The following is a 23,289-nucleotide window of genomic DNA, read 5'->3' on the forward strand; positions in this document are numbered from 1 at the left end:
CTCCTTTCTAATAAAAGTTTAGGAGGAATAAACAATGACAAACCAAACAGAAAAAGTCATTAAAGGCGGTAGCTTTTTAATAGAGGATATTTCATATGACCGACTTTTTACACCAGAGGACTTTACCGACGAACATTTAATGATTGCGAAAACGGCAGAAGACTTTGTGGAAAAAGAAGTGGTGCCGCAGTTGGAACATTTAGAAAATCATGAGTTTGATCGTACGGTAAAGCTCCTTAAAAAAGCAGGCGAATTGGGCCTTTTAGCGGTAGATGTACCTGAGGAATATGACGGATTAGCCTTAGATAAGATTACCTCTTCTCTTTTGACCGAGAAAATGGCTGGAGGCGGCGGATTCTCCCTTTCACACGGAGCACACGTCGGAATTGGCTCGCTGCCAATCGTGTTATTCGGAAACGAGGACCAAAAACGCAGATATTTACCTGCACTTGCATCAGGCGAAAAACTTGCAGCTTATGCCCTAACAGAACCAGGTTCAGGTTCGGATGCCCTTGGTGCCAGAACAACAGCGAAATTAAATGCTGCAGGTACACATTATATCCTAAACGGGGAAAAACAATGGATTACCAATGCTGGCTTTGCCGATGTATTCGTCGTGTATGCCAAAATCGATGGCGAGCAATTTACTGCTTTTATCGTTGATAGAGATCTCCCAGGTGTTTCTACTGGGGCAGAAGAGAAAAAGATGGGGATCAAGAGTTCTTCTACTCGAACACTTATTTTAGAAGATGTGCCTGTTCCTGTTGAAAACTTATTAGGTGAAATTGGTAAAGGTCACGTCATTGCTTTTAATATCCTAAATATTGGCCGATATAAGCTAGCGGTCGGAAGTGTTGGCGGCTCTAAAAAAGCATTCGAACTCACCGTTAAGTATGCAAATGGCCGTCAGCAATTCAAAACACCGATTTCCCAATTCAATTTAACAAAAGAAAAGTTCGGTACGCTAGCCTCTGAAATTTATGCGGCCGAAAGCTCTGTTTATCGTACGATTGGCCTGTATGAAGATAATCAAGGCAAGCTGACAACTGAGCAAGAAAAGGACATTAAATTAGTGGCGAATTCGATTGCCGAATATGCGATTGAATGTTCACTGAATAAATTCTTCGCCAGTGAAGTATTAGCCCATGTAACAGATGAAGGCGTTCAAATACATGGTGGATACGGCTTCATGCAGGAATATCCAATTGAAAGAGCCTATCGCGACGCACGGATCCAGCGTATTTTTGAAGGCACCAATGAAATTAACCGCTTGCTGGTGCCAGGCACCTTATTGAAAAAAGCCTTTAAGGGTGAGCTGCCATTATTCCAAAAAGCGATGGCTCTGCAAGAGGAATTAATGATGCTAATGCCAGAAGAGCCTGGTGACGAGCCGCTTGCACAAGAAAAATATCTAGTGAGAAATGCGAAGAAAATCGCTCTATTAGCAGCCGGTTTAGCGGCCCAAAAATTTGGCAAAGCACTTGAAAAAGAGCAAGAAGTGTTAGCCAATATCGCTGACCTTATTTCTAACGTGTATGCCATGGAATCTGTTGTATTGCGAACTGAGAAGGCAATTGCAAAAACTGGATTAGAGAAGAACAAGCAAAAGCTTCTGTATACACAAATCTATTGCCAAGAAGCTTTCAATCAACTTGAAGCGATTGCAAAAGAAACATTAGTTGCTGTTGAACAAGGTGATACACTACGGATGATGTTATCGTCGCTTCGTAAATTTACGCGTCATACCCCGATTAATGTGATAGCGAAAAAACGTGAAGCAGCCGATGTTATCATTGAAGCCGAGCGCTATATCGTTTAATGAAAATAGGCTCCCTTTCGATTAGAAAGGGAGCCTAAATTTTTATAGTAGAATAGGAAGGAATTTTGAAAAATTAGTCGAATTTTTTAAATTAGTACATATTTTTTGCATTAGGATTTTGAAAAACGTTATGATAATATTCAAGTGACGTTAAGATTTTTACGGGAAAGGGCGGTGAAATGAATGTCACTGACTTTTTATTGGTATCCGAAATGCGGCACCTGTCGAAACGCGAAGAAATGGCTGGATGCCCATCATCTTTCCTATGAAGAAGTACATATTGTGGAACATCCTCCAAGTCGTGAGGTGTTGCAGGATCTTTATCAAAAAAGCGGACTGGAATTAAAGAAATTCTTTAATACAAGTGGTATGAAATACCGTGAATTAGGTATAAAGGATAAAATGAAGTCTGCAACAGAGGAAGAACTGCTAGAATTACTTGCTTCCGATGGCATGTTAATCAAACGCCCAATTTTAACGGATGGCGAACGTGTCACCGTAGGCTTTAAAGAAGAAGAGTTTGAAAAAATGTGGCGATAAGCCGGCTCTTCATCACAATGGGAATCGATTTATTTCGATGATAGATTTTTAGAAAAAACAATGGAGGGATTTAGCGATGAGTACACCAAAAGAATTACGTTATTCAGAGGAACATGAATGGGTTAAGGTTGAAGGAGAAAAAGTTCGTGTCGGGATTACTGCGTTTGCACAGCATGAACTAGGAGATATCGTTTTTGTTGAGCTTCCAGAAGTGGGCGATGAAGTAACTGCCGACGAACCATTTGGTAGCGTAGAGTCTGTAAAAACTGTATCTGAGCTTTATGCACCTGTCAGCGGTAAAGTCGTGGAAGTGAATGAAGATTTAAGCGACAGCCCTGAATTTGTTAACGAATCACCATACGAAAAGGCATGGATGATTGTGATTGAACTATCTGACAGCAGCGAACTTGATAAGCTTATGACTGCTGAACAATATGAAGAAATGATCAAAGAAGACTAAAAAATAGGGAAAGGCACCTTGTCAAGGTGCTTTTTCTCTTAAATTCCCACTTTTTCTTCTACTATTTTTGGGAAATCTATAATAAATATATTGAAGAGGGTGGGAGCGTGGCATTAAAGCAGCAAAGGATAGACGTAACCGATCGGGTTATTGGCAAAATGAAAAATGGAGAAATGGAATTGTTTCTTGATAATACGCCAATTGGAAAAATGAAATTGACAGATCACATGCAGGTGGAATTAGAGCATCATTTTGAAGTGGAACAGCAGAAGATTTATCAACACCTGACGACAACTGAAGGGTCGGATGCTAAGTATACTGATTGTGATGAGGGCGGCTGGTGCTAGCTGAGTAACTTGGGTCTATAGTCACAAGCCTATTTTTTCAAAAGACAATAATGATATGGTTAACATAGTCAGAAGAAGGCACACGTAATCAATATTTTAGAATATGTTAACATAAAACAACTTCTAATACAGGTGATGGATGATGAATGATTCGTATGTTGACAAAGTTCTTATTGTCGAAGGAAAGTCGGATAAAAATAAGGTAAAAAAAATCGTGAAGGAACCAGTTGAAATCATTTGTACAAATGGGACCATCAGTATTACAAAATTAGATGAATTGATTGATTTCCTTGAAGATAAGGATGTCTATATTCTTGTCGATGCTGACTTCTCCGGTGAGAAACTTCGCAAGCAATTAAAACGCGAGTTACCCCAAGCCGAACATTTATATATCGACCGAATGTATCGTGAGGTAGCGACCGCACCAGTTCATCACTTAGCCACCGTACTATTAGGTGCAAATATTGATGTGCATACTGAATTTTTAGAAATGGGTTAAACGATAAATGAACGAATGGAATCGAATGGAACTATCTTCCTTTATTGAAGGGAAGGCAACTGGATTAGTGTATTTCTATACACCAATGTGCGGGACCTGTCAGGTAGCTTCAAAAATGCTCCAGGTCATCGAGGAACTAGTAAAGGTAGATATGGGTAAAATGAACCTAAACTTCTATTCAGACCTTGCTAGGGAATATGAAATTGAAAGTGTTCCTTGCTTGTTATTGGTCGAGGCTGGAGAAGTAAAAGAAACACTCTACGCCTTCCACTCCGTACCTTTTTTACTCGATAAAATAAAACAGCAGATATTATAAGAGCAGATGCACATGTGCATCTGTTTTTTTAATGAATCCCAACCTTACGGACAAACCTCGTTGAAAAACCAAGGAAATTCCGATTTCCGACATATTTCTCAGGAAATTCTCTCACCACTGCCCTGCCAAGTAGATAATTGTCGACCAATTTAAAGAGGAATTCTGGCCTATGTCTTGTATAGTAAGTATAAGAGCGTAGACCGGAGTGATGGAAGATGATAGAGGTATTGAAAACCTTTCAATTAGCAATCAAGCAGCAAGGGCATTTACTGCCGTTACTTGAGCATATCCATACAAGAGTGAATTTAATTTGTGAACAAAATACCTATCAAATCTTCATGAAGGATAGGGAAATTTTCATCCTCCATGATAGCAAAGAGACTCAAACAATCCCTGAGATTCGTGGGGATCTTCATGCGATGAGACAGCTGCTTACAGGGGAGGAAAGGTTGCGGACGCTTGAAAGAAACGGTCAATTAAGTATTTCTGCTCCTATCCGCACAACCTTATTACTAGAGTCTATCTTCTATTTAACAAAAACGCAGGATCATATCGCGAAAATTACAAATTTTTAATCAAACCTATTGACTCGGAATTAAAATTTAGATAACATTATAACTAGAATATTTAACCAATTATTACAATTTCATCAATACATTCTTATCGAGAGCGGCGGAGGGATTGGCCCTTTGATGCCCAGCAACCGGTTTACTACACATAATAACACGGTGCTAAATCCAGCAGAGCAATCAGCTCTGGAAGATGAGAAGTGTGAAGCCCCTCTTCTCTGAAGCAGGGGTTTTTGTATGGTGAGTTATCAAAAAAGGAGGAAGCAAGATGAGTGAAAATCAAAAGAAATATCGTTTTGAAACATTAACCGTCCATGGCGGCTTAACTCCAGATCCGGTAACAGGGGCCCGCGCTGTTCCGATTTACCAAAACAATGCATATCAATTTAAGAATACTGAGCATGCTGCAAACTTATTTAGCTTAGCAGAATCTGGATACATATACACACGAATACACAACCCAACGACCACTGTATTTGAAGAAAGAGTCGCTTTATTAGAAGGCGGTGTTGGTGCCTTAGCAGTGGCGAGCGGAATGGCCGCCATTACTCTTGCCATTTTAAATATTGCTGAGGCTGGCGATGAAATTGTTTCGGCTTCCAATCTCTATGGAGGCACCTATAATTTATTTGCAGTGACCCTTCCGAAATATGGAATTAACGTGAAATTTGTAGATCCAGAAAATCCAGAAAACTTCCGCCAAGCGATCACTGCCAAAACAAAAGCAGTCTTTGCGGAAACAATTGGTAATCCAAGCCTGCGCATCCTTGATATTGAAAAAGTAGCAGAAATTGCCCATGAAGCAGGTGTACCACTAATCGTTGACAATACTTTTGCCACTCCATACCTTTGCCGCCCAATTGAACATGGAGCAGATATTGTCATTCATTCCGCTACTAAGTGGTTATTAGGGAACGGAACGACAACGGGCGGAATTATTGTTGATGGCGGTAAATTCGATTGGAATTCTCCAAGATTCCCAGGCTTTACAACACCAGACGCAAGCTACCATGATTTGGTTTATGCAGAAGCCTTAGGCGCGGTGGCTTATATTATCAAAGCACGTGTGCAATTGCTTCGTGATCTAGGGCCGGCATTAAGTCCGCAAAATTCCTTCCAGTTTGTCCTTGGACTTGAAACTCTGCATGTCCGGATGAAGGAGCATGTCGCGAATACTAAAGAAGTCGTCGATTACTTAACCAACCATCCTGCCGTCGAATGGGTTTCCTATCCTGGTCATCCATCCCATCCTGATTATGAACTAGCTAAAAAGTATCTACCAAAAGGTGCCGGTTCAATGGTGGTATTCGGAATTAAAGGCGGAAAAGAAGCAGGGGCTAAATTAATTGATTCCATCACACTTTGGGCACATGTGGCCAATGTTGGTGATGCAAAAAGTTTAATTATTCATCCGGCCAGCACCACTCACCAGCAATTAGATGCTCAAGGCCTGATCGCTGCAGGTGTAACAGAGGATTTAATTCGCCTATCCATCGGGATCGAGAATGTAGAAGATCTGATTGAAGACCTAGAGTCGGCTATTGTTTCGGCAACTGGTTTAACTTCATTAAACGTTAATGCCTAAAACTTATTTTTTTGAATAAGAAACTATTTTCATTGACACCCCTTTTTATCCGTGATACGATACTTTTGTAATATAGTTACTTAAACAAATAACGTTTGAATTGAATATAGGAATTGATACTCTTATCAAGAGAGGTGGAGGGATGTGCCCGATGAAGCCCGGCAACCGTCAATATTTATTATTGAAATGGTGCCAATTCACACAAAGCGTTTGCTTTGGAAGATGGGAGAAAGGATTATTATTTATGATGCCTTTCTGCCTGCGCAGAAAGGCTTTTTATTTTGATAACATAGAATCTTTTCGTAAAAAAAGTCAAACCCTATATTAGATTAAACGGTATATTACAAGAAAAATCTTTCAGAATTTTAAGGTAAATTGGATAAAAAGCAGGTGATACAATGATTTCTATAAAAAGTGTTCAGAAAATTTTTCCCTCCAAACAGGGTCAGCTTAGAGCCGTTGATGATGTAAACCTTGAAATTCAAGATGGTGAAATTTTCGGGGTAATTGGATACAGTGGTGCTGGTAAAAGTACATTGATTAGAATGTTAAATGGTTTGGAACTGCCGACCAGTGGGACCGTAACCGTTGCTGGCCGCGTGGTTTCAAAAATCAAAGGGGCTGAACTTCGAAAAGCCCGGCAAGAGATCAGTATGATTTTTCAGCATTTTAACTTATTGTGGTCGAGAACCGTTAGTGAAAATATTGCTTTTCCCTTAGAAATTGCAGGCATCAAAGGTCCTGAGCGCCAAAAAAGAGTAAGTGAACTAATTAAATTAGTCGGCCTGGAAGGTAGAGAGAATGCTTATCCATCCCAGTTAAGCGGCGGACAAAAACAACGTGTTGGGATTGCAAGGGCGCTTGCCAACAATCCGAAAGTACTTCTTTGTGATGAAGCTACTTCTGCCCTCGACCCACAAACGACCGATTCTATTTTGGAATTGTTAGTTGATATAAATAAAAGGCTCGGTCTGACTATTGTTCTTATTACCCATGAAATGCATGTAATCCGCAAGATTTGTCACCGGGTTGCCGTCATGGAAAGTGGAAGGGTCGTCGAACTTGGACAAGTATTAGATGTATTCAAAAATCCACAGCAGTCGATTACGAAACGATTTGTCCAGCAGGTAACCGAACCAGAAGAAACGAAAGAAACTGCTGAACATTTAATTGAACATTATCGTTCCGGTCAAATTGTTCAACTAACTTTTATTGGGGAGTCTGTTGAACAGCCGATCATTACAAATGTCATTCGCCATAATAACGTGACCGTTAATATCTTGCAAGGGAAGATTTCACAAACCCAAAGCGGGTCCTATGGAACCTTATTCATTCATATTGATGGGGACGAAGCAGAAGTCAATAAGGCAGTCGACTATATTCGTTCACAGCAAGTAGGAGTGGAGGTGGTTACAAGTGAATAGTAAACCGTATTTCGAAGATTTTGATTGGCCGGCAATGTGGGAAGCAACGAGACAAACTCTTTATATGACAGGGATTTCCGTTGTGGCTACATTTATTCTTGGTATCCTGCTAGGATTGTTGTTATTCCTTACTTCAAAAGGAAGTCTCTGGAGTAATAAACCCATTAATGTGGTCATTAGCGGTGTCGTAAATATATTCCGGTCCATTCCTTTTATTATTTTAATTGTCTTATTAATCCCGTTTACAACGATACTTTTCCGAACCATGATTGGTGAAAATGCCGCATTGCCAGCATTGATTATTGGTGCTGCACCATTTTATGCAAGGATGGTGGAAATTGGCCTCAGGGAAATTGATAAAGGCGTGATTGAAGCAGCAAAGTCAATGGGTGCCACCACTGGTACGATCATTTGGAAGGTTCTGTTACCAGAATCGATGCCAGCGCTGGTCTCTGGGATAACCGTAACCGCGATTGCTCTTGTTGGTTATACAGCAATGGCAGGAGTCATTGGAGCAGGTGGTTTAGGAAATCTTGCCTATCTTCAAGGCTTTCAACGAAATCAAAACGATGTAACTTTAGTCGCTACCATCATTATTTTAATTATTGTGTTTATCATTCAGTTTATCGGTGATTTTATCACTTCAAAATTAGATAAAAGATAAAGGAGAGGTCAAAATGAAAAAAATATTAAGTTTATTGTTAGCATTGTCTATCGTATTTGTTGTCGCAGCTTGCGGCAAGTCAGAGGAAAAGTCAGAAGGAACTACTGGTGGCAAAGAAGCAGAAACTACAAAATTAGTGGTTGGAGCATCTAACGTTCCCCATGCAGAAATCCTTGAAAAAGCAAAACCGCTTTTAAAAGAAAAAGGCATTGACTTAGAAATCAAAACATTCCAAGATTATGTATTACCAAACAAAGCATTGGCATCAAAAGAACTTGATGCAAACTATTTCCAACACATCCCTTACTTAAATTCTCAAAATAAAGAAAATGGTTATGGCTTTGTTAATGCTGGCGGTATCCATATTGAGCCAATCGGTGTTTATTCAAAGAAATATAAAAAGCTAAGTGATCTTCCAAAAGGTGCACATTTAATCATGAGCAACTCTGTAGCTGACCATGGCCGTCTTCTTTCTTTACTTGAAAAAGAGGGAGTTATCAAATTAAAAGAAGGCATTGATAAAACGAAAGCAGAATTAAAAGATGTTGTTGAAAATCCTAAAAACCTAAAGTTCGATACCAACTATGAAGCAGCATTACTTCCAAAAATCTATAATAATGGCGAAGGGGACGCGGTCTTAATCAATTCTAACTATGCGATTGATGCAGGCTTGAACCCAGTTGAAGATTCCATCGCCATTGAAGACAAAGAATCACCGTATGTAAACGTGATTGCTGTCCGCAGCGGTGACGAAAATAAAGACAGCATCAAAACATTAGTGGAAGTTCTACATTCAAAAGAAATTCAAGACTTCATTCTTGAAAAATACAAAGGTGCCGTTGTACCGGTTTCTGAGTAACTTATAAATAGGAAGAAAGTCAGTGTGTTAAACACTGGCTTTTTCTATGCCGATGCCTAAAACGGTATACATTTAAACAGTTTCATTGGGTAAAAATAGGAAGACCATTAGACCCGAATTCCATTGGCAAAAAGTAATAAAATGAGGTATGATTTTACTCGAGTGCATTTTCCTTATTTAGGATTAATCAGAATTTTCATTAAAAATACCCTTTCATTCTCATTTGATACTAGCTTAATGAAAATAGGTGCTATGTTTTTACTGTTTAAGAGTTGCTAATACATTTCATTTGTTATAAGATTGGAATGAGAATAAAATGAGAATAGGGTTATCAAACGACCCGATTACATGATACAACACTTTCTCTTTGGAGGTATAGATATGGCTGGATCAACGTTAACGATCAAAGATTTACATGTAGCAATTGATGGGAAAGAAATATTAAAAGGTGTAAACCTTGAAATAAAGGGTGGAGAAATCCACGCAATCATGGGACCAAATGGAACAGGTAAATCCACTTTATCTTCTGCCATTATGGGCCATCCAAAATATGAAGTAACAAGCGGATCTATCACTCTAGATGGACAAAATGTTCTTGAAATGGAAGTAGATGAGCGCGCACGGGCTGGGCTATTCCTAGCAATGCAATATCCAAGTGAAATTAACGGCGTAACAAATGCCGATTTTTTACGTTCAGCACTAAATAGCCGTCTTGGTGAAGGAAATGAAATTTCATTAATGAAGTTTATCCGTAAAATGGATAAGCAAATGGAATTCCTTGAAATGGACCTTGATATGGCACAACGTTATTTAAACGAAGGCTTCTCCGGCGGTGAGAAAAAACGTAACGAAATCTTGCAATTAATGATGTTAGAACCAAAAATTGCAATCCTAGATGAAATTGACTCCGGACTAGATATCGATGCCCTAAAGGTAGTATCAAAAGGAATCAATGAAATGCGCGGCGAGGATTTCGGCTGCTTAGTGATTACACACTATCAACGTCTTTTAAACTATATCACTCCAGACCATGTGCATGTAATGATGCAGGGCCGTGTTGTAAAATCCGGCGGACCTGAACTAGCACAACGCTTAGAAGCTGAAGGATATGACTGGATCAAACAAGAACTTGGAATTGAAGATGAAACAGTTGGGCAAGAAGCGTAAGAGAGGGTTAGGAGGATTACAATGACAACAGAAATCAAATTATCATTTGATCAGGAAAATGTCCGCTCTTTTTCAAAAGAAACGAGCGAGCCGGCTTGGTTCGAGGAGCTCCGTCTTAAAGCATTAGCTGATTTTGAGCAGCTTCCAATGCCAAGACCTGATAAAACAAAGATTGATAAATGGAACTTCACCCAGTTCACTCAACATACAGTATCAAGTGCTCCCATCACTTCTCTTTCTGAATTACCAGAAGAGGTAAAAGCATTAATTGATATGGAAGCCGAAAATAAAAATTTATATATTCAACGAAATCAAACTCCAGCTTTTTTATCTTTATCTGAAGAGCTAAAAAGCCAGGGTGTTATTTTTACAGATATCTTTACCGCTGCGAAGGAACATGGTGACGTCCTGAAAAAGTATTATCTAACTCAGGCCATCAATGCCGATGAACATCGCTTAACTGCCCTAAATGCGGCACTGGTTAACGGAGGAGTTTTCCTATACATTCCGAAAAATGTAGAAGTTTCTGAACCGATTCAGGCGGTGTTTGTGCAGGATGATGCCGAGGCGAATTTGTTTAACCATGTAATTGTTGTGGCTGAGGATAATAGTGCGGTGACATATGTTGAAAACTACATTTCCACCGTGGAAACTTCTAATGCACTAGTTAATATTTTGACGGAAGTCATTGCGAATGTTAACGCAAGCGTACGTTACGGCGCTGTTGATACCTTGGCTAAAGGTATTACGACATATGTAAATCGCCGCGGCGTTGCTGGCAGAGATTCTAAAATTGAATGGGCCCTTGGTTTAATGAATGAAGGAAATACCATTTCAGAAAATACAACGAACCTTCTTGGCGACGGTTCGTCAGGCGACACAAAAACGGTTGTTGTCGGACGTGGTGACCAAACACAGAACTTTACCACAAAGGTAGTTCACTTCGGAAAACATACCGTAGGAAATATCTTAAATCATGGTGTTGCTAAGGATAGTGCCACATCGATTTTTAATGGAATTGGTAAAATTGAGCATGGTGCATCTAAATCAGATGCAGAGCAAACTTCCCGTGTTCTGATGCTAAGTGAAAAAGCACGCGGCGATGCCAACCCGATTCTTTTAATTGATGAAGATGATGTCGTAGCTGGCCACGCAGCATCTGTAGGTCGTGTGGATCCTGTTCAACTTTACTACTTAATGAGCCGCGGAATTCGTAAAGAAGAAGCAGAACGCTTAGTCATTCATGGATTCTTAGCCCCTGTCGTTAACCAGTTACCGATTGAAGGAGTAAAGAAACAGTTAACTGAAGTAATTGAAAGGAAAGTACGCTAATGAATATCAGGGATATTCGCGCACAATTTCCAATTTTAGATCAAGAAGTCAATGGGAAGCCATTAGTATACTTGGATAGTTCTGCAACATCTCAAAAACCCATCCAAGTAATCGAGGCGGTTGAAAAATATTATCGTGAAATCAATTCCAATGTCCATCGCGGTGTGCATACACTAGGAACAAGAGCAACGGATGCTTACGAAGGAGCAAGGGAAAAGGTTCGTAAGTTTATCAATGCCAAGTCTATTCAAGAAGTAATCTTTACAAGAGGAACAACAACCTCTCTTAATACCGTAGCAGCAAGCTATGCGGCGGCGAATTTAAAAGCAGGCGATGAAATCGTCATTACGTATATGGAGCACCACAGTAATATCATTCCGTGGCAGCAAGTGGCCAGACGGACCGGTGCTCAGTTGAAATACATTCCATTGCAAGATGATGGAACCATTTCACTTGATGACGTTCGTGCAACGATTACTACAAACACGAAAGTCGTTTCTGTTATGCAAGTATCCAACGTCCTCGGCGTCATTAATCCAGTGAAAGAGATTGCGCAAATTGCCCATGAAAACGGAGCAATTATGGTAGTCGATGGGGCACAGAGTGCGCCGCATATGAAGATTGATGTTCAAGATTTAGATTGTGATTTTCTTGCTTTTTCAGGACATAAAATGTGCGGTCCAACCGGCATTGGTGTCCTTTATGGAAAAAAACATCTGCTTGAAAACATGGAACCAATCGAATTCGGCGGCGAAATGATTGATTTCGTGCAATTGTACGAATCAACTTGGAAAGAACTGCCGTGGAAGTTCGAAGGCGGTACACCAATCATTGCTGGGGCTATTGGTCTTGGCGCAGCTATCGACTTTTTAAATGAAGTGGGCTTAGACCAGATTGCCGAACATGAACATAAACTTGCGGCCTATGCGTTAGAAAAAATGGCAACTGTAGAAGGTATGACTATTTATGGTCCACTTGACCCAGCGAAGCGGGCAGGACTAGTCACCTTTAATATCAGTGATGTTCATCCGCATGATGTGGCAACTGTTCTAGATGCAGAAGGAATTGCGGTTCGTGCTGGACATCATTGCGCCCAGCCGCTGATGAGATGGCTAAAAGCTTCTGCTACAGCTCGTGCCAGTTTTTACCTGTATAATACAGAAGATGATATAGATAAACTTGTTGAAGGACTTGTTAAAACAAAGGAGTATTTCAGCGATGTCTTCTAATTTAGATAATCTTTACCGTCGGGTGATAATGGACCATTATAAGAATCCGCGTAATCGTGGCGTTTTAGAGGATGGCAGTCTGACGATTAATATGAATAACCCAACATGCGGGGACAGGATTCAATTGACCCTTAAAGTGGTTGATGGAATCGTGGTTGACGCAAAGCAAGAAGGCGAAGGCTGTTCGATTTCCATGTCATCCGCTTCAATGATGACTCAGGCAATTAAAGGGAAAACGATTGAAGAAGCGTTAAAACTTTCAACAATCTTTTCTGACATGATGCAAGGCAAAGAGTATGACGAAGATATCGATTTAGGTGATATCGAGGCACTTCAAGGGGTAGCCAAGTTCCCAGCCCGCATCAAATGTGCGACATTAGCGTGGAAAGCCATGGAAAAGGGATTGAAAGAAGAGGAAAAAGAATAGGATGAAATAGGGCATTTTTAGGCCTTATTCGTTTAAGAAATGGAGGAACAAGGACGATGGCGAAAAAAATGCCGGAAATCGGTGATTATAAATATGGTTTTGCCGATAAAGACGTTTCCATATTCCGATCTAAGCGTGGTTTAACATCTGAAATTGTAGAAGAAATTTCTAAATTGAAGAATGAACCACAATGGATGTTAGACTTCCGTTTGAAGTCGCTTGAGCATTTTTACAAAATGCCAATGCCACAATGGGGCGGCGATCTAAACGCATTAAACTTTGATGAAATTACTTACTATGTAAAACCATCTGAGAAATCCGAGAAGTCTTGGGATGAAGTACCTGAAGAAATCAAGGCTACGTTCGATAAACTGGGAATTCCTGAAGCGGAGCAAAAGTACCTTGCTGGGGTATCTGCACAGTATGAATCTGAGGTAGTTTACCACAACATGAAGGAAGAACTTGAAGATCTAGGAATTGTCTTTAAAGATACGGATTCTGCTTTACGGGAAAATGAAGATATTTTCCGCGAACACTGGGCAAAAGTTATCCCGCCAACAGATAACAAATTTGCAGCCCTTAACTCGGCTGTTTGGTCTGGCGGCTCGTTCATCTATGTACCACCGGGTGTGAAAGTGGATACGCCATTACAGGCATATTTCCGCATCAACTCCGAAAATATGGGTCAATTTGAACGTACATTAATCATTGTTGATGAAGGCGCGCATGTGCATTATGTTGAGGGCTGTACAGCACCAGTTTATACAACGAACTCCCTGCACAGTGCTGTCGTTGAGATTGTGATTAAAAAGGATGCTTACTGCCGTTATACAACGATTCAAAACTGGGCGAACAACGTCTTTAACCTTGTTACTAAGCGTGCGGTTTGTGAAGCAAACGCGACAATGGAATGGATTGATGGTAACATCGGTTCGAAATTAACGATGAAGTATCCAGCCGTTATTTTAAAAGGTGAAGGTGCACGTGGGATGACACTTTCTATTGCGATTGCTGGTAAAGGTCAACACCAAGATGCAGGTGCAAAAATGATTCATTTAGCACCTAATACATCATCAACAATTGTTTCGAAGTCCATTTCTAAGCATGGCGGTAAAGTTACCTACCGCGGTATCGTTCACTTCGGTCGTAAGGCAGACGGTGCCCGTTCTAATATCGAATGTGATACCTTAATCATGGATAACAAGTCGACATCAGATACGATTCCTTACAATGAAATCTTAAACGACAACATTTCACTTGAGCATGAAGCGAAAGTTTCGAAGGTATCTGAAGAGCAGCTCTTCTACTTGATGAGCCGTGGGATTTCAGAACAAGAAGCTACTGAAATGATCGTAATGGGCTTTATCGAGCCGTTTACAAAAGAATTGCCAATGGAATACGCCGTTGAAATGAACCGTCTCATTAAATTCGAGATGGAAGGTTCTATTGGATAATAGGTTTTATAAAAAAACCCGCTTGCCGAGGATGGCAGGCGGGTTTTTGGCGCCGGTGATTGGGGTTACTGTCGGATAGCGGGACTTTACTGTCGGATAGCGGGACTTTACTGGCGGATGACGGGACTTTACTGTCGGATGACGTCACAATACTGTCGGATAGCACACCAATACTGTCGCCACCCACACTATGCGACCAACCCAACCTCCTTTTCAAAAATTACCACCTTCCAAAAATGGTTATGCTATTATTAATAGTTGGAGGTGAGTTTTTTGATCTATATCGGCGTAACAGGCTGGGGCGATCATGATAGCTTATATCCAGGTCAGATATCCTCACGGGACAAGCTAAAAGCCTATGCGGGACATTTTCCTATCGTTGAAGTAGATTCGGCCTTTTATGCGATTCAGCCGAAAAGAAATGCTGAAAAGTGGGTCAATGAAACACCGGCTGGCTTCCAGTTTATCGTCAAAGCCTACCAAGGAATGACCGGACATATGCGCGGGGAAATTCCTTTTGAAAACAAACAAGCGATGTTTAGTGCTTTCAAAGAATCGCTCGAGCCTTACATAGAAACCAATAAATTAGCCATGACCCTCTTTCAATTTCCACCCTGGTTTACATGTTCGAGAGAAAATGTCCAATACCTAAGATGGTGCAAGCAGGAAATGGGGGATATTCCATCTGCATTAGAATTCAGACATCAATCCTGGTTTGTCCCCCAGTATCGTCAAAAAACCATTGAGTTTATGAGAGAACTAAAATGGATCCATAGCATTTGCGATGAACCACAATCAGGAGAAGGGTCCATCCCAATGGTATTGCAGTCAACCACTCCTGAGAAGGTCCTCGTCCGTTTTCATGGCCGTAATTTTCATGGCTGGCAAAAACGAATCGGAGTGGATTGGCGCGAGGTTCGTTATCTTTACCGCTATAACCAACAAGAGTTAGAAGAATGGGCAAACTCCATTCAAGAATTAGTTAAAGACTCGAAAGATATCTATCTCCTTTTTAACAACAACTCTGGCGGAGATGCTGCTGATAATGCAAAGGAAATGATCAATCTTTTGCATCTCGAATACAAGGGGCTTGCTCCACGCCAGTTGGACCTACTATAAAAAGTTAGGAGAAGAAATAACATGGAATGGATCATAATCGTAATTATCGGTATACTCGGAAGCTCTTTAGGCTCGCTCATTGGTTTAGGAGGCGGGATTGTAGTTGTTCCCTCATTACTTTATTTATCAACCCTGCCAGCATTTGGGCATATAACCCCTCAGGTTGCGGTCGGAACCTCCCTTTTTACGATGATTTTTACAGGACTTTCCTCCACCTTAGCGTATATGAAACACAAGACCATTGATTATAAAAGCGGCTTGATTTTTCTGATTGGCAGCGGTCCTGGGAGTATTTTAGGTGCGTGGGTAACAGAAGGGTTACAAATGAAGACCTTCAATATCTTTTTCGGGTTATTTATTATTTTTGTTTCGATAATTTTATTATTAAAGGATAAATTAAAGCCATTGCCATATAAGAAGGACCGGGGAATCGTCCGCACGTTTATCGATAATCGAGGGAATACCTCAGAATATGGATATAATCCAGTGATCGCCATTTTGATTTCCTTTGTTGTAGGTTTTATCTCAGGGATTTTCGGGGTGGGCGGCGGCTCCTTACTGGTTCCAACGATGATTTTGATTTTCTTTTTTCCGCCCCATGTGGCGACGGCTACATCGATGTTTATGATTTTGCCAACTTCAATACTAAGTTCGATTACGCATATTACCTTAGGAAATGTTGACTGGATATACGCCCTGGCATTAGTCCCTGGGGCGTGGATTGGAGCCCAAATTGGTGTTTATTTAAACACTAAGCTTAAGAGTAAAACGATTGTCTTAATTTTACGAACGATTCTCATCGTTGTTGGGATTCGTTTAATTTATCAAGGAATTCTAGGGTAGGTACAGAATGGAAACCATACATATTTATCATACAAATGATGTCCACAGTCACATAGAAAATTGGCCGCGAATTAAGCAATTCTTATCAAATAAACATGAAGACCATCAGAAAAAGGATGAGGACATGTTTCTCTTTGACATTGGTGATTTTATTGACCGCTGGCATCCCTTCACAGAGGCTACCAAGGGAAAGGGTAACATCGACCTTTTAAATGAAAGCCATTATACAGCGGTAACAATCGGCAACAATGAAGGTGTTAACCTTCCTTACGACGACTTAAATACGCTTTATGAACATGCACAGTTTGATGTACTATTAGCAAACCTTTACCAGACAAATTTTGGCTGCCCTGCCTGGGTAAAGCCATATAAGGTGTATCAAACGAAAAAGGGAACAAGGGTAGGCGTCATCGGTCTTACCGCATACTTTTTCCATCTATATGGATTATTAGGATGGAAAGTAACCGAACCAATAAGCGAACTAAAAAAATGGATGGAACCATTAAAAGCTGAATCGGACATCATCATTTTACTTTCACATCTCGGTCTACAGGAAGATGAAGCAATCGCAGCTGCATTTCCTGATATTGATGTCATCTTAGGCTCACACACACATCACTTTCTTGAAAAAGGAAAGTTTGTAGGTAATACCCTCCTTGGTGCAGCAGGAAAGTACGGGCATTATGTCGGGCAAGTTACACTCAATCTGAACGAAGAAAAAACGATGATAAGTAAGGAAGCTCTTCTTTATGACTGGAAGGAGCTGCCAATAGTTCACAATGAGCAGGATCTAATTGATGGATATTTTTCAAAAGGAAAATCCTTATTAAATCAAAAAGTAACCACCTTAAAAGCTCCCCTAAAATCCGAACTGTTTCAGGAAACGGAGTTTTCTCGCCTGCTTTGCAGGGCGTTAAGAGAATGGTGTCAAACCGATTGTGCAATGATTAATGCGGGACTCCTCTTAGGCTCTTTAGAGGATGATGTAACGGTTTACGATTTGCTAAAAATCTGCCCGCATCCTATTAATCCCTGTGTAGTGGAACTGACCGGTTTGGAATTAGAAAAGGTCCTGCGGGAAACAAAAAATGAAGCGTTAGTCACTAGAGAGATTAAAGGTCTTGGATTCAGAGGGACCCTATTAGGGGTATTTGTCTACGATCAAATTAGCTTCCAGGATGAAATCATCCTCGTAAATGGGATGCATTTGGAGCATGAACGTAATTACAGTTTGGCTCTTCCTGACATGTTCACGTTTGGTCACTTTTTCAAAGAGGTACTGCCACATAAGGAAAAGAAATATTTCTTACCGGAATTTCTTCGCGATATTTTAAAGTGGAAATTACAAAGCCAATCATAGCCCTAAACACGCTTTTTCCTTTCTAATCATAATGTGATAATGAGGAAAGGAGTGTGGGGAATCTGTGGTTGATCTATTACCCATTAATATAAATGGACATATGTTTATCGGTGTTTCAGTTTTACTTCCGAAAACCACTTTGCTATCGATCTCAAATGATAAAGGGTATATCATGTGCGGCGCTTTAGACGTAGGGTTGTTAAACGATAAACTAAAGGATCGCAAAATAATTGCCGGCCGTGCCGTCGGAGTAAGGACAATTGAACAGCTTCTGAATGCCCCCTTAGAGTCTGTTACTGCCGAGGCTGAAGAATTAGGCATTCACCCTGGCATGATTGGCAGAGACGCATTATTAAAAATGATCTAAAAAGCTTGCTACAGACAGCAAGCTTTTTTCTATGAATGCGGATGGACATAACTCTCAATTCATTAAGAATATTTTTAGCCACTTTTTTAGGCTAGTTCCTCTTTTTAAAGCATACATATAGCTTGAAGGGGTGATTTTCTTGGCGAAGTTTCGCAGACGGCGACCTAAAAAGGGACCGTTGCCTTTCCGTTATGTTATGCTATTGACGTTTATTTTTTTTCTATTCTCTACCGCGACTGGATTATGGCTTGTAAATAAGGGGATTGAACCTACTTTGATGAGGATTGCTACTTCTGAAACCCGAAATATTGCTTCATTAGTCATTAATAAGGCAATCACAAAGCGGACAACTGATACGGGAGAAGACAATGAGGTCATTGTGATTTTGCCCAGTGAAAATGGAAAAGCTTCAAATGTCAAACTTAATACCGTTTATATAAACAGGGTCTTAGCGGAAACAACCGCACAAATTCAAAAGAACCTGAAAGCAGCCAAAAAAGGTGATCTGTCCTCACTTGAGCAGTTAACCGATGTAGAAATAGAAACGCAAAATTCGAATAAGGAAGACGGGATTATTTGGTACGTCCCGCTTGGTCAAGCAACGAATATTTCATTATTAGGAAATATCGGGCCTAAAATTCCAGTCAAGTTTCATGCCATTGGTGAAGTGGAGCCAGATGTAAAAATTGAAACGAAAGAAGTGGGGATTAATAATACCTGGGTCGATGTTTCCATTCATATTGAAGTCTCCGTCCAAATCATCACTCCCTTTGCTACGAAGATCACAAAGCTGACGCAAAGTATCCCTGTTGATGGATCGCTCATCCAAGGAGATGTACCGCAATTCTATAATGGCGGCGGCGGTATTACCCCATCGATTCAACTTCCTGATAAACAGACAGACACGAAGAAATCAGATACGAAAAAATAGGACGATCCACGGTGGAAAGTCCTATTTTTTGCGTGCATTCATCCGTTCCATCCGCTTCCATTTCGCTAAATGCGGGTATGGATCAAAAGACCATTCGGTGACACCGTTGTCTTTGTACATGCCATAATGTAAATGGGGAGGGAATTTCCCTGAGGTACCTGGAGGGCCGTACCCGGAACTTCCTACACCGCCAATGACCATTCCCGGCTCTACCACTTGACCGATTTTTAAATCCTTAGCAAAACCGCTTAAGTGGGCGAAGTAATGATACGTATTATTAATATCGCGAATCCCGATTCTCCAGCCGCCAAATTTATTCCAGCCTTTCATTTCAACAATACCATAGTTAGTTGCTCGAACAGGAACACCGTAGCCAGCAAAGATATCGGTGCCTTCGTGTATCCTGCGGCCCCCCCAACCACGGGCAGACCCCCACGTGCTCCGATAACTGTGATTGCTTCGGATGGGAACGGGGAAGACTTGAGTATCCAAATCAATACGGCCGAAATGCCGATATATTTTTGCTTTTCCAGCAATGATACTAACCGTTTTATCGCGATGATAGTAATTCCATAAGCCGATTTTTATATTATCATGATCGACACCGTAGGATAGGAGATATTTTGCAAACGCATAGAGCACATCCTCATCATTTTTAGCACTTGCCTTTCCATCGCCATCCCCATCTACCCCTTTCCCATCAAAAAATTGAATCGTGGCTGGGTTTTCTTCCAAAGGATTTGGATTGGTTAATCCAGACCATTCTTCTGGACGAAAATAGATGCCAATCACACTATCTGGTTTAGGTAAGTCTCTGCGGACCTGGCGGATGCTTCTTTCGTATTGATCAATGGCCGCTAAATAGTACCAAGGAATTTGTGTAACAGTTTCCACCTTCTTATACAGCTTCATTCGTTCTTGGTATGGATTCGGTTCATTTGCAGCGGCATGAACATCCGTAACAGCCAATGAAGTGCTAAAGAAAAAAAGAAAAGTTCCCAATAATAGAACAGCCCGCACAAGAATCCTCCTTCCAATTAATGTACAAGGTTAGTTTATGTTTTCTAAACCATTTCATAATGGTCAATAAATGGTAAACTTTTTAGGGGCTGATGAAAGCGGTTCATCAAGTTAATATTATCCGATATGCTTGTCGTTATTTTTTCGGTATGTTAAAGTGACAAGGAGGATCTATTTCTAGCTTCAAGGGGTGTAGTCATTAATGAGTAAGAAAGAAGAGATTTTACGAAAACCGGATTGGTTAAAAATAAAATTAAACACAAATGAGTCTTATACGGGCTTAAAGAAAATGATGCGTGAAAAAAATCTTCACACAGTTTGTGAAGAAGCCCGCTGCCCTAATATTCATGAATGCTGGGCAGAAAGACGTACGGCAACCTTCATGATTCTTGGTGATACATGCACACGTGCATGCCGTTTCTGTGCCGTTAAAACTGGTTTGCCAACCGAGTTGGATTGGCAAGAACCAGAAAGAGTGGCAGACTCCGTTCAATTGATGAACTTAAAACATGTCGTAGTCACCGCCGTAGCCCGCGATGATCTTAGGGATGGAGGGGCAGCTGTTTTTGCTGAAACAGTCCGCGCTATTCGCCGCAAAAATCCATTTACAAGCATTGAAGTTCTTCCGTCTGACATGGGTGGGAAAGAAGAAAATTTACGTCTGTTAATGGACGCAAAACCTGATATCTTAAATCATAACATCGAAACGGTTAAACGAATGACCCCTAGAGTAAGAGCCAGGGCGAAATACGATCGTTCCCTTGAATTCCTTCGTCGTGCCAAAGAAATGCAGCCGAATATTCCAACAAAGTCGAGTCTAATGGTTGGACTAGGAGAGACAAAGGAAGAAATTCTTGAAGTGATGGATGATTTAAGAGAAAATCACGTCGATATTATGACCATTGGTCAATACCTACAGCCGACCAAAAGTCATCTTAAAGTTGAAAAATATTATAGTCCAGATGAATTTAAAGAATTACAGCAAATTGCATTAAGTAAAGGCTTTAGTCATTGTGAAGCTGGCCCGCTAGTCCGGTCCTCCTATCATGCTGATGAGCAAGTGAACGCAGCAGCAAAACACAAGCAAATGCTTGGGGAAGAAAAAGCTCAAGAAGCCTAAAACAAAGAGTTCAGTCAAGTTGACTGAACTCTTTGTTTTGATGTCAGCTTCAGCGCCTAAGTGCTCGGGGGAATAAGCCAATCCGTCCTGAACAAGGCACATCTGCTTTTCTATTTATCATCAGCGGTTCTGCCATTTTCGTCCTCACTTGCATTTATCCGCTGCCCTTGTGGTGATTTTTTCATCTGTGTGATTAGCCCATTGACCAGATTACGGGCATTTCGGCTTGTGGAATCTACATTAGCCAAATTTTCTACGTCTCTCCTTAACACTTTATTATCAGTAACGTAGACATGGTAATACCTTGGAACGACAGACATCGCTGTTTTTTTCACTTGATCCGCAGTCAAATTGCGATCTTTTGAATCGGTAGTATAAGCAATTAACACTTCCTGGTCAGTGACAAGTGTGGATACATCGTGTACATTGGGAATATCGGCACTTAATTTACTAATAATATTGGCCGCCTGTTCACGATCTAATGCAGAATAATGGTCATTAGCCGTATTATCGTTCATTAGTGGACTTTTTTGATGACGGACAAAGCCGTAGTTATTACTAACATTACGGATTCCACGGCTCGCTCCTTCATTGTAGAGGTCATGCCTTTTATTGTTAACATTAATGGTATTTCCGCTTTCTTCATAGACATCTCGGTTGCTCATATCCTTAGTACAGCCTGTTAGGGCCGTTACGGTGCATAATCCCAAGATGATAACTAATTTTTTCAATGTAAACACCTCCTTTTCTTAGAATAGCCAATAAGGTGATTTTTTTTCTTAGTAATTGATGGGGAATCGGTTATAATGGGTAGTAGGAATTAGCTGGTAAAAGAGGTGAAATATCTTGATAATAATGAACAACACCGTTTATGAAATCGTCCAAGAACACCGAAACGGATTTAATGAAGAAGCCCTTAAAGCGAGATTTAGTGATATTTTAACAAGATATGATTATGTAGTGGGTGATTGGGGGTATGGACAACTCCGATTAAAGGGGTTTTTCGATGACCAAAACCCAAAAGCTACATTCGATACAAAAATTAGCACACTAAGTGAATATCTGTATGAATACTGTAATTTTGGCTGTGCCTATTTTGTCTTGAAAAAAGTGAAAAAATAAAAGAAGGGCCGAACTTTCAGGCCCTTCTTTATGTTTAGGTTTTGAACGTAGATAACTGTCCAGCACCAGCGCTTCCGCTTTTCTATGTGGATTCACTATATGGCGGCTGTTGATCTGTTTCGGGGTCATCATGGGTTGGATGGGCCCCGTCCATTTGCCGAGGAAGATTTTGATGAAGGGTTTTATTTTCATAATTAAAGGCACTGTAAGTCCGTTGCCCTTCTTCCCATGGTGTACTTTTGTTCTCAACTGGTTCGTCTTGACGAATGGCAGACCCAAAAGGACCTTCTGGAAATTCTTCTGCTGTAAGAAAGTTCCTTTGTTTTTCAACATTGGATAAATCCGTATACTTTTCTTCTTTATGTTCTGTCATGCTTACGCCCCCTTTAGCACTATTATTTTCAAAGGGAGCATAATTCATGACGAACCTTACACTAATTCCAATAAAAAGGATCTTAATTCTTCCGCATCTTCCTCATTTAATTGAAAAGCAAATTCTAAATACCCTTCTTCTTGCAAATCGTCTAAGCCGATAATCGCAAAACGGCTTCCCTGCATATCAAGAACAAGATGCTTTCCATAGTGACGGTCACTTTGAACAATTGCTAAATCAAAGCGTTGATGTTCACCAACGAAGCTGACAAATCTTGTTTTTGTATCTTCTGTATCATCGTATAAGAAAAAGCGTTCTTTCATTTAATGGTCTCCTTTAATTA

27 protein-coding genes and 2 riboswitches are annotated in these 23,289 nt (G+C 40.5%); of the genes, 23 read left to right on the plus strand and 4 right to left on the minus strand.

From position 1 onward, the window contains the following. Window positions 1-34 precede the first annotated feature (34 nt). The 21 genes from COJ96_RS07710 to yunB all read left to right on the plus strand — a co-directional run bounded on the left by COJ96_RS07710 (window position 35) and on the right by yunB (window position 19,311). Window positions 35-1,819: an acyl-CoA dehydrogenase family protein gene (locus COJ96_RS07710; RefSeq protein ID WP_098572367.1), complete on the plus strand. Its 1,785-nt coding sequence runs from the start codon at window positions 35-37 to the stop codon at window positions 1,817-1,819. Between the two features lie 183 nt (window positions 1,820-2,002). Then, window positions 2,003-2,359 (plus strand): arsenate reductase family protein, encoded by a 357-nt coding sequence (locus tag COJ96_RS07715; protein ID WP_098572368.1) that lies wholly within the window; start codon window positions 2,003-2,005, stop codon window positions 2,357-2,359. 76 nt (window positions 2,360-2,435) lie between these two features. Continuing rightward, a complete protein-coding gene (gene gcvH, locus COJ96_RS07720; protein WP_026567855.1) occupies window positions 2,436-2,819 on the plus strand; it encodes a glycine cleavage system protein GcvH in 384 nt (127 codons plus the stop codon). 107 nt (window positions 2,820-2,926) lie between these two features. After that, window positions 2,927-3,166 carry a YusG family protein gene (locus COJ96_RS07725; RefSeq protein WP_098572369.1) on the plus strand — a complete coding sequence of 80 codons (240 nt, stop codon included), beginning with the start codon at window positions 2,927-2,929 and terminating at the stop codon, window positions 3,164-3,166. A gap of 142 nt (window positions 3,167-3,308) precedes the next feature. Continuing rightward, window positions 3,309-3,665, plus strand: coding sequence for a toprim domain-containing protein (locus tag COJ96_RS07730; protein WP_026567857.1), 357 nt, complete (start codon window positions 3,309-3,311; stop codon window positions 3,663-3,665). Window positions 3,666-3,672: 7 nt separating this feature from the next. Next, window positions 3,673-3,981, plus strand: a complete 309-nt coding sequence (locus tag COJ96_RS07735; RefSeq protein WP_098572370.1) for a thioredoxin family protein — start codon at window positions 3,673-3,675, stop codon at window positions 3,979-3,981. Between the two features lie 215 nt (window positions 3,982-4,196). Beyond that, a complete protein-coding gene (locus COJ96_RS07740) occupies window positions 4,197-4,556 on the plus strand; it encodes a hypothetical protein (RefSeq protein WP_098572371.1) in 360 nt (119 codons plus the stop codon). 82 nt (window positions 4,557-4,638) lie between these two features. Next, window positions 4,639-4,750: riboswitch (SAM riboswitch) on the plus strand. A gap of 68 nt (window positions 4,751-4,818) precedes the next feature. Then, a complete protein-coding gene (locus COJ96_RS07745) occupies window positions 4,819-6,135 on the plus strand; it encodes an O-acetylhomoserine aminocarboxypropyltransferase/cysteine synthase family protein (RefSeq protein ID WP_098572372.1) in 1,317 nt (438 codons plus the stop codon). Between the two features lie 119 nt (window positions 6,136-6,254). Further along, window positions 6,255-6,364: riboswitch (SAM riboswitch) on the plus strand. A 169-nt stretch (window positions 6,365-6,533) separates the two neighbouring features. After that, window positions 6,534-7,559 (plus strand): methionine ABC transporter ATP-binding protein, encoded by a 1,026-nt coding sequence (locus COJ96_RS07750; protein ID WP_098572373.1) that lies wholly within the window; start codon window positions 6,534-6,536, stop codon window positions 7,557-7,559. 34 nt (window positions 7,560-7,593) lie between these two features. Next, a complete protein-coding gene (locus COJ96_RS07755) occupies window positions 7,594-8,223 on the plus strand; it encodes a methionine ABC transporter permease (protein WP_051633834.1) in 630 nt (209 codons plus the stop codon). 13 nt (window positions 8,224-8,236) lie between these two features. Beyond that, window positions 8,237-9,082, plus strand: a complete 846-nt coding sequence (locus tag COJ96_RS07760; RefSeq protein ID WP_098572374.1) for a MetQ/NlpA family ABC transporter substrate-binding protein — start codon at window positions 8,237-8,239, stop codon at window positions 9,080-9,082. Between the two features lie 381 nt (window positions 9,083-9,463). Beyond that, complete coding sequence (sufC, locus tag COJ96_RS07765) at window positions 9,464-10,249, plus strand: Fe-S cluster assembly ATPase SufC (RefSeq protein WP_026567865.1); 786 nt, start codon at window positions 9,464-9,466, stop codon at window positions 10,247-10,249. A 21-nt stretch (window positions 10,250-10,270) separates the two neighbouring features. Continuing rightward, on the plus strand, window positions 10,271-11,581 hold the full coding sequence (gene sufD, locus COJ96_RS07770; RefSeq protein ID WP_098572375.1) for a Fe-S cluster assembly protein SufD: 1,311 nt from the start codon (window positions 10,271-10,273) through the stop codon (window positions 11,579-11,581). Further along, window positions 11,581-12,810, plus strand: a complete 1,230-nt coding sequence (locus COJ96_RS07775) for a cysteine desulfurase (RefSeq protein ID WP_098572376.1) — start codon at window positions 11,581-11,583, stop codon at window positions 12,808-12,810. The genes sufD and COJ96_RS07775 overlap by 1 nt, the downstream gene beginning before the upstream one ends. Next, window positions 12,800-13,237, plus strand: coding sequence for a Fe-S cluster assembly sulfur transfer protein SufU (gene sufU / locus COJ96_RS07780; protein WP_098572377.1), 438 nt, complete (start codon window positions 12,800-12,802; stop codon window positions 13,235-13,237). The genes COJ96_RS07775 and sufU overlap by 11 nt, the downstream gene beginning before the upstream one ends. 56 nt (window positions 13,238-13,293) lie before the next feature. Continuing rightward, on the plus strand, window positions 13,294-14,691 hold the full coding sequence (gene sufB, locus COJ96_RS07785) for a Fe-S cluster assembly protein SufB (RefSeq protein ID WP_098572378.1): 1,398 nt from the start codon (window positions 13,294-13,296) through the stop codon (window positions 14,689-14,691). A gap of 273 nt (window positions 14,692-14,964) precedes the next feature. Continuing rightward, a complete protein-coding gene (locus COJ96_RS07790) occupies window positions 14,965-15,810 on the plus strand; it encodes a DUF72 domain-containing protein (RefSeq protein ID WP_098572379.1) in 846 nt (281 codons plus the stop codon). A 21-nt stretch (window positions 15,811-15,831) separates the two neighbouring features. Beyond that, the gene (locus COJ96_RS07795) at window positions 15,832-16,653 is read left to right on the plus strand and encodes a sulfite exporter TauE/SafE family protein (protein WP_098572380.1); all 822 of its coding nucleotides are present in this window, start codon (window positions 15,832-15,834) and stop codon (window positions 16,651-16,653) included. A gap of 7 nt (window positions 16,654-16,660) precedes the next feature. Beyond that, window positions 16,661-18,013, plus strand: a complete 1,353-nt coding sequence (locus tag COJ96_RS07800; RefSeq protein ID WP_098572381.1) for a bifunctional metallophosphatase/5'-nucleotidase — start codon at window positions 16,661-16,663, stop codon at window positions 18,011-18,013. 64 nt (window positions 18,014-18,077) lie between these two features. Further along, on the plus strand, window positions 18,078-18,380 hold the full coding sequence (locus tag COJ96_RS07805) for a YunC family protein (RefSeq protein ID WP_098572382.1): 303 nt from the start codon (window positions 18,078-18,080) through the stop codon (window positions 18,378-18,380). Window positions 18,381-18,519: 139 nt separating this feature from the next. Then, on the plus strand, window positions 18,520-19,311 hold the full coding sequence (yunB, locus tag COJ96_RS07810) for a sporulation protein YunB (RefSeq protein WP_098572383.1): 792 nt from the start codon (window positions 18,520-18,522) through the stop codon (window positions 19,309-19,311). A 21-nt stretch (window positions 19,312-19,332) separates the two neighbouring features. On the opposite strand, the gene COJ96_RS07815 is transcribed toward yunB, so the two are convergent. Continuing rightward, complete coding sequence (locus COJ96_RS07815; protein ID WP_373561669.1) at window positions 19,333-20,331, minus strand: M23 family metallopeptidase; 999 nt, start codon at window positions 20,329-20,331, stop codon at window positions 19,333-19,335. Window positions 20,332-20,533: 202 nt separating this feature from the next. Between COJ96_RS07815 and lipA the strand changes: the two genes are divergently transcribed. Further along, complete coding sequence (lipA, locus tag COJ96_RS07820; protein ID WP_098572384.1) at window positions 20,534-21,451, plus strand: lipoyl synthase; 918 nt, start codon at window positions 20,534-20,536, stop codon at window positions 21,449-21,451. Window positions 21,452-21,561: 110 nt separating this feature from the next. Here the strand turns inward: lipA and COJ96_RS07825 are convergent, their stop codons facing one another. Next, entirely contained in the window at window positions 21,562-22,191 is a 630-nt protein-coding gene (locus COJ96_RS07825) for a YhcN/YlaJ family sporulation lipoprotein (protein ID WP_373561670.1), read from the minus strand. A 115-nt stretch (window positions 22,192-22,306) separates the two neighbouring features. Here COJ96_RS07825 and COJ96_RS07830 point away from each other — a divergent pair, with 115 nt between their 5' ends. Next, entirely contained in the window at window positions 22,307-22,573 is a 267-nt protein-coding gene (locus COJ96_RS07830) for a YutD family protein (protein ID WP_373561672.1), read from the plus strand. 82 nt (window positions 22,574-22,655) lie between these two features. On the opposite strand, the gene COJ96_RS07835 is transcribed toward COJ96_RS07830, so the two are convergent. Both COJ96_RS07835 and COJ96_RS07840 read right to left on the minus strand, forming a co-directional pair. Beyond that, on the minus strand, window positions 22,656-22,946 hold the full coding sequence (locus COJ96_RS07835; RefSeq protein ID WP_098572387.1) for a cytosolic protein: 291 nt from the start codon (window positions 22,944-22,946) through the stop codon (window positions 22,656-22,658). Between the two features lie 56 nt (window positions 22,947-23,002). Continuing rightward, window positions 23,003-23,269, minus strand: coding sequence for a DUF3055 domain-containing protein (locus tag COJ96_RS07840; RefSeq protein ID WP_098572388.1), 267 nt, complete (start codon window positions 23,267-23,269; stop codon window positions 23,003-23,005). Window positions 23,270-23,289 lie beyond the last annotated feature (20 nt).

The sequence above is a fragment of the Bacillus sp. AFS073361 genome, from assembly GCF_002567005.1.
In the GTDB taxonomy this organism is placed as follows: Bacteria; Bacillota; Bacilli; order Bacillales; family Cytobacillaceae; genus Neobacillus.

What these genes read in the sequence shown, in the direction of transcription:
- COJ96_RS07730 (WP_026567857.1), top strand. Translation starts at nt 3,309, where the DNA reads ATGAATGATTCGTATGTTGACAAAGTTCTTATTGTCGAAGGAAAGTCG.
- COJ96_RS07830 (WP_373561672.1), top strand. Translation starts at nt 22,307, where the DNA reads ATGAACAACACCGTTTATGAAATCGTCCAAGAACACCGAAACGGATTT.
- sufC (WP_026567865.1), top strand. Translation starts at nt 9,464, where the DNA reads ATGGCTGGATCAACGTTAACGATCAAAGATTTACATGTAGCAATTGAT.
- COJ96_RS07750 (WP_098572373.1), top strand. Translation starts at nt 6,534, where the DNA reads ATGATTTCTATAAAAAGTGTTCAGAAAATTTTTCCCTCCAAACAGGGT.
- COJ96_RS07740 (WP_098572371.1), top strand. Translation starts at nt 4,197, where the DNA reads ATGATAGAGGTATTGAAAACCTTTCAATTAGCAATCAAGCAGCAAGGG.
- COJ96_RS07840 (WP_098572388.1), bottom strand. Translation starts at nt 23,269, where the DNA reads ATGAAAGAACGCTTTTTCTTATACGATGATACAGAAGATACAAAAACA.
- COJ96_RS07755 (WP_051633834.1), top strand. Translation starts at nt 7,594, where the DNA reads ATGTGGGAAGCAACGAGACAAACTCTTTATATGACAGGGATTTCCGTT.
- sufU (WP_098572377.1), top strand. Translation starts at nt 12,800, where the DNA reads ATGTCTTCTAATTTAGATAATCTTTACCGTCGGGTGATAATGGACCAT.
- COJ96_RS07800 (WP_098572381.1), top strand. Translation starts at nt 16,661, where the DNA reads ATGGAAACCATACATATTTATCATACAAATGATGTCCACAGTCACATA.
- sufB (WP_098572378.1), top strand. Translation starts at nt 13,294, where the DNA reads ATGGCGAAAAAAATGCCGGAAATCGGTGATTATAAATATGGTTTTGCC.
- COJ96_RS07795 (WP_098572380.1), top strand. Translation starts at nt 15,832, where the DNA reads ATGGAATGGATCATAATCGTAATTATCGGTATACTCGGAAGCTCTTTA.
- sufD (WP_098572375.1), top strand. Translation starts at nt 10,271, where the DNA reads ATGACAACAGAAATCAAATTATCATTTGATCAGGAAAATGTCCGCTCT.
- COJ96_RS07710 (WP_098572367.1), top strand. Translation starts at nt 35, where the DNA reads ATGACAAACCAAACAGAAAAAGTCATTAAAGGCGGTAGCTTTTTAATA.
- COJ96_RS07775 (WP_098572376.1), top strand. Translation starts at nt 11,581, where the DNA reads ATGAATATCAGGGATATTCGCGCACAATTTCCAATTTTAGATCAAGAA.
- COJ96_RS07745 (WP_098572372.1), top strand. Translation starts at nt 4,819, where the DNA reads ATGAGTGAAAATCAAAAGAAATATCGTTTTGAAACATTAACCGTCCAT.
- COJ96_RS07835 (WP_098572387.1), bottom strand. Translation starts at nt 22,946, where the DNA reads ATGACAGAACATAAAGAAGAAAAGTATACGGATTTATCCAATGTTGAA.
- COJ96_RS07735 (WP_098572370.1), top strand. Translation starts at nt 3,673, where the DNA reads ATGAACGAATGGAATCGAATGGAACTATCTTCCTTTATTGAAGGGAAG.
- gcvH (WP_026567855.1), top strand. Translation starts at nt 2,436, where the DNA reads ATGAGTACACCAAAAGAATTACGTTATTCAGAGGAACATGAATGGGTT.
- COJ96_RS07760 (WP_098572374.1), top strand. Translation starts at nt 8,237, where the DNA reads ATGAAAAAAATATTAAGTTTATTGTTAGCATTGTCTATCGTATTTGTT.
- lipA (WP_098572384.1), top strand. Translation starts at nt 20,534, where the DNA reads ATGAGTAAGAAAGAAGAGATTTTACGAAAACCGGATTGGTTAAAAATA.
- COJ96_RS07715 (WP_098572368.1), top strand. Translation starts at nt 2,003, where the DNA reads ATGTCACTGACTTTTTATTGGTATCCGAAATGCGGCACCTGTCGAAAC.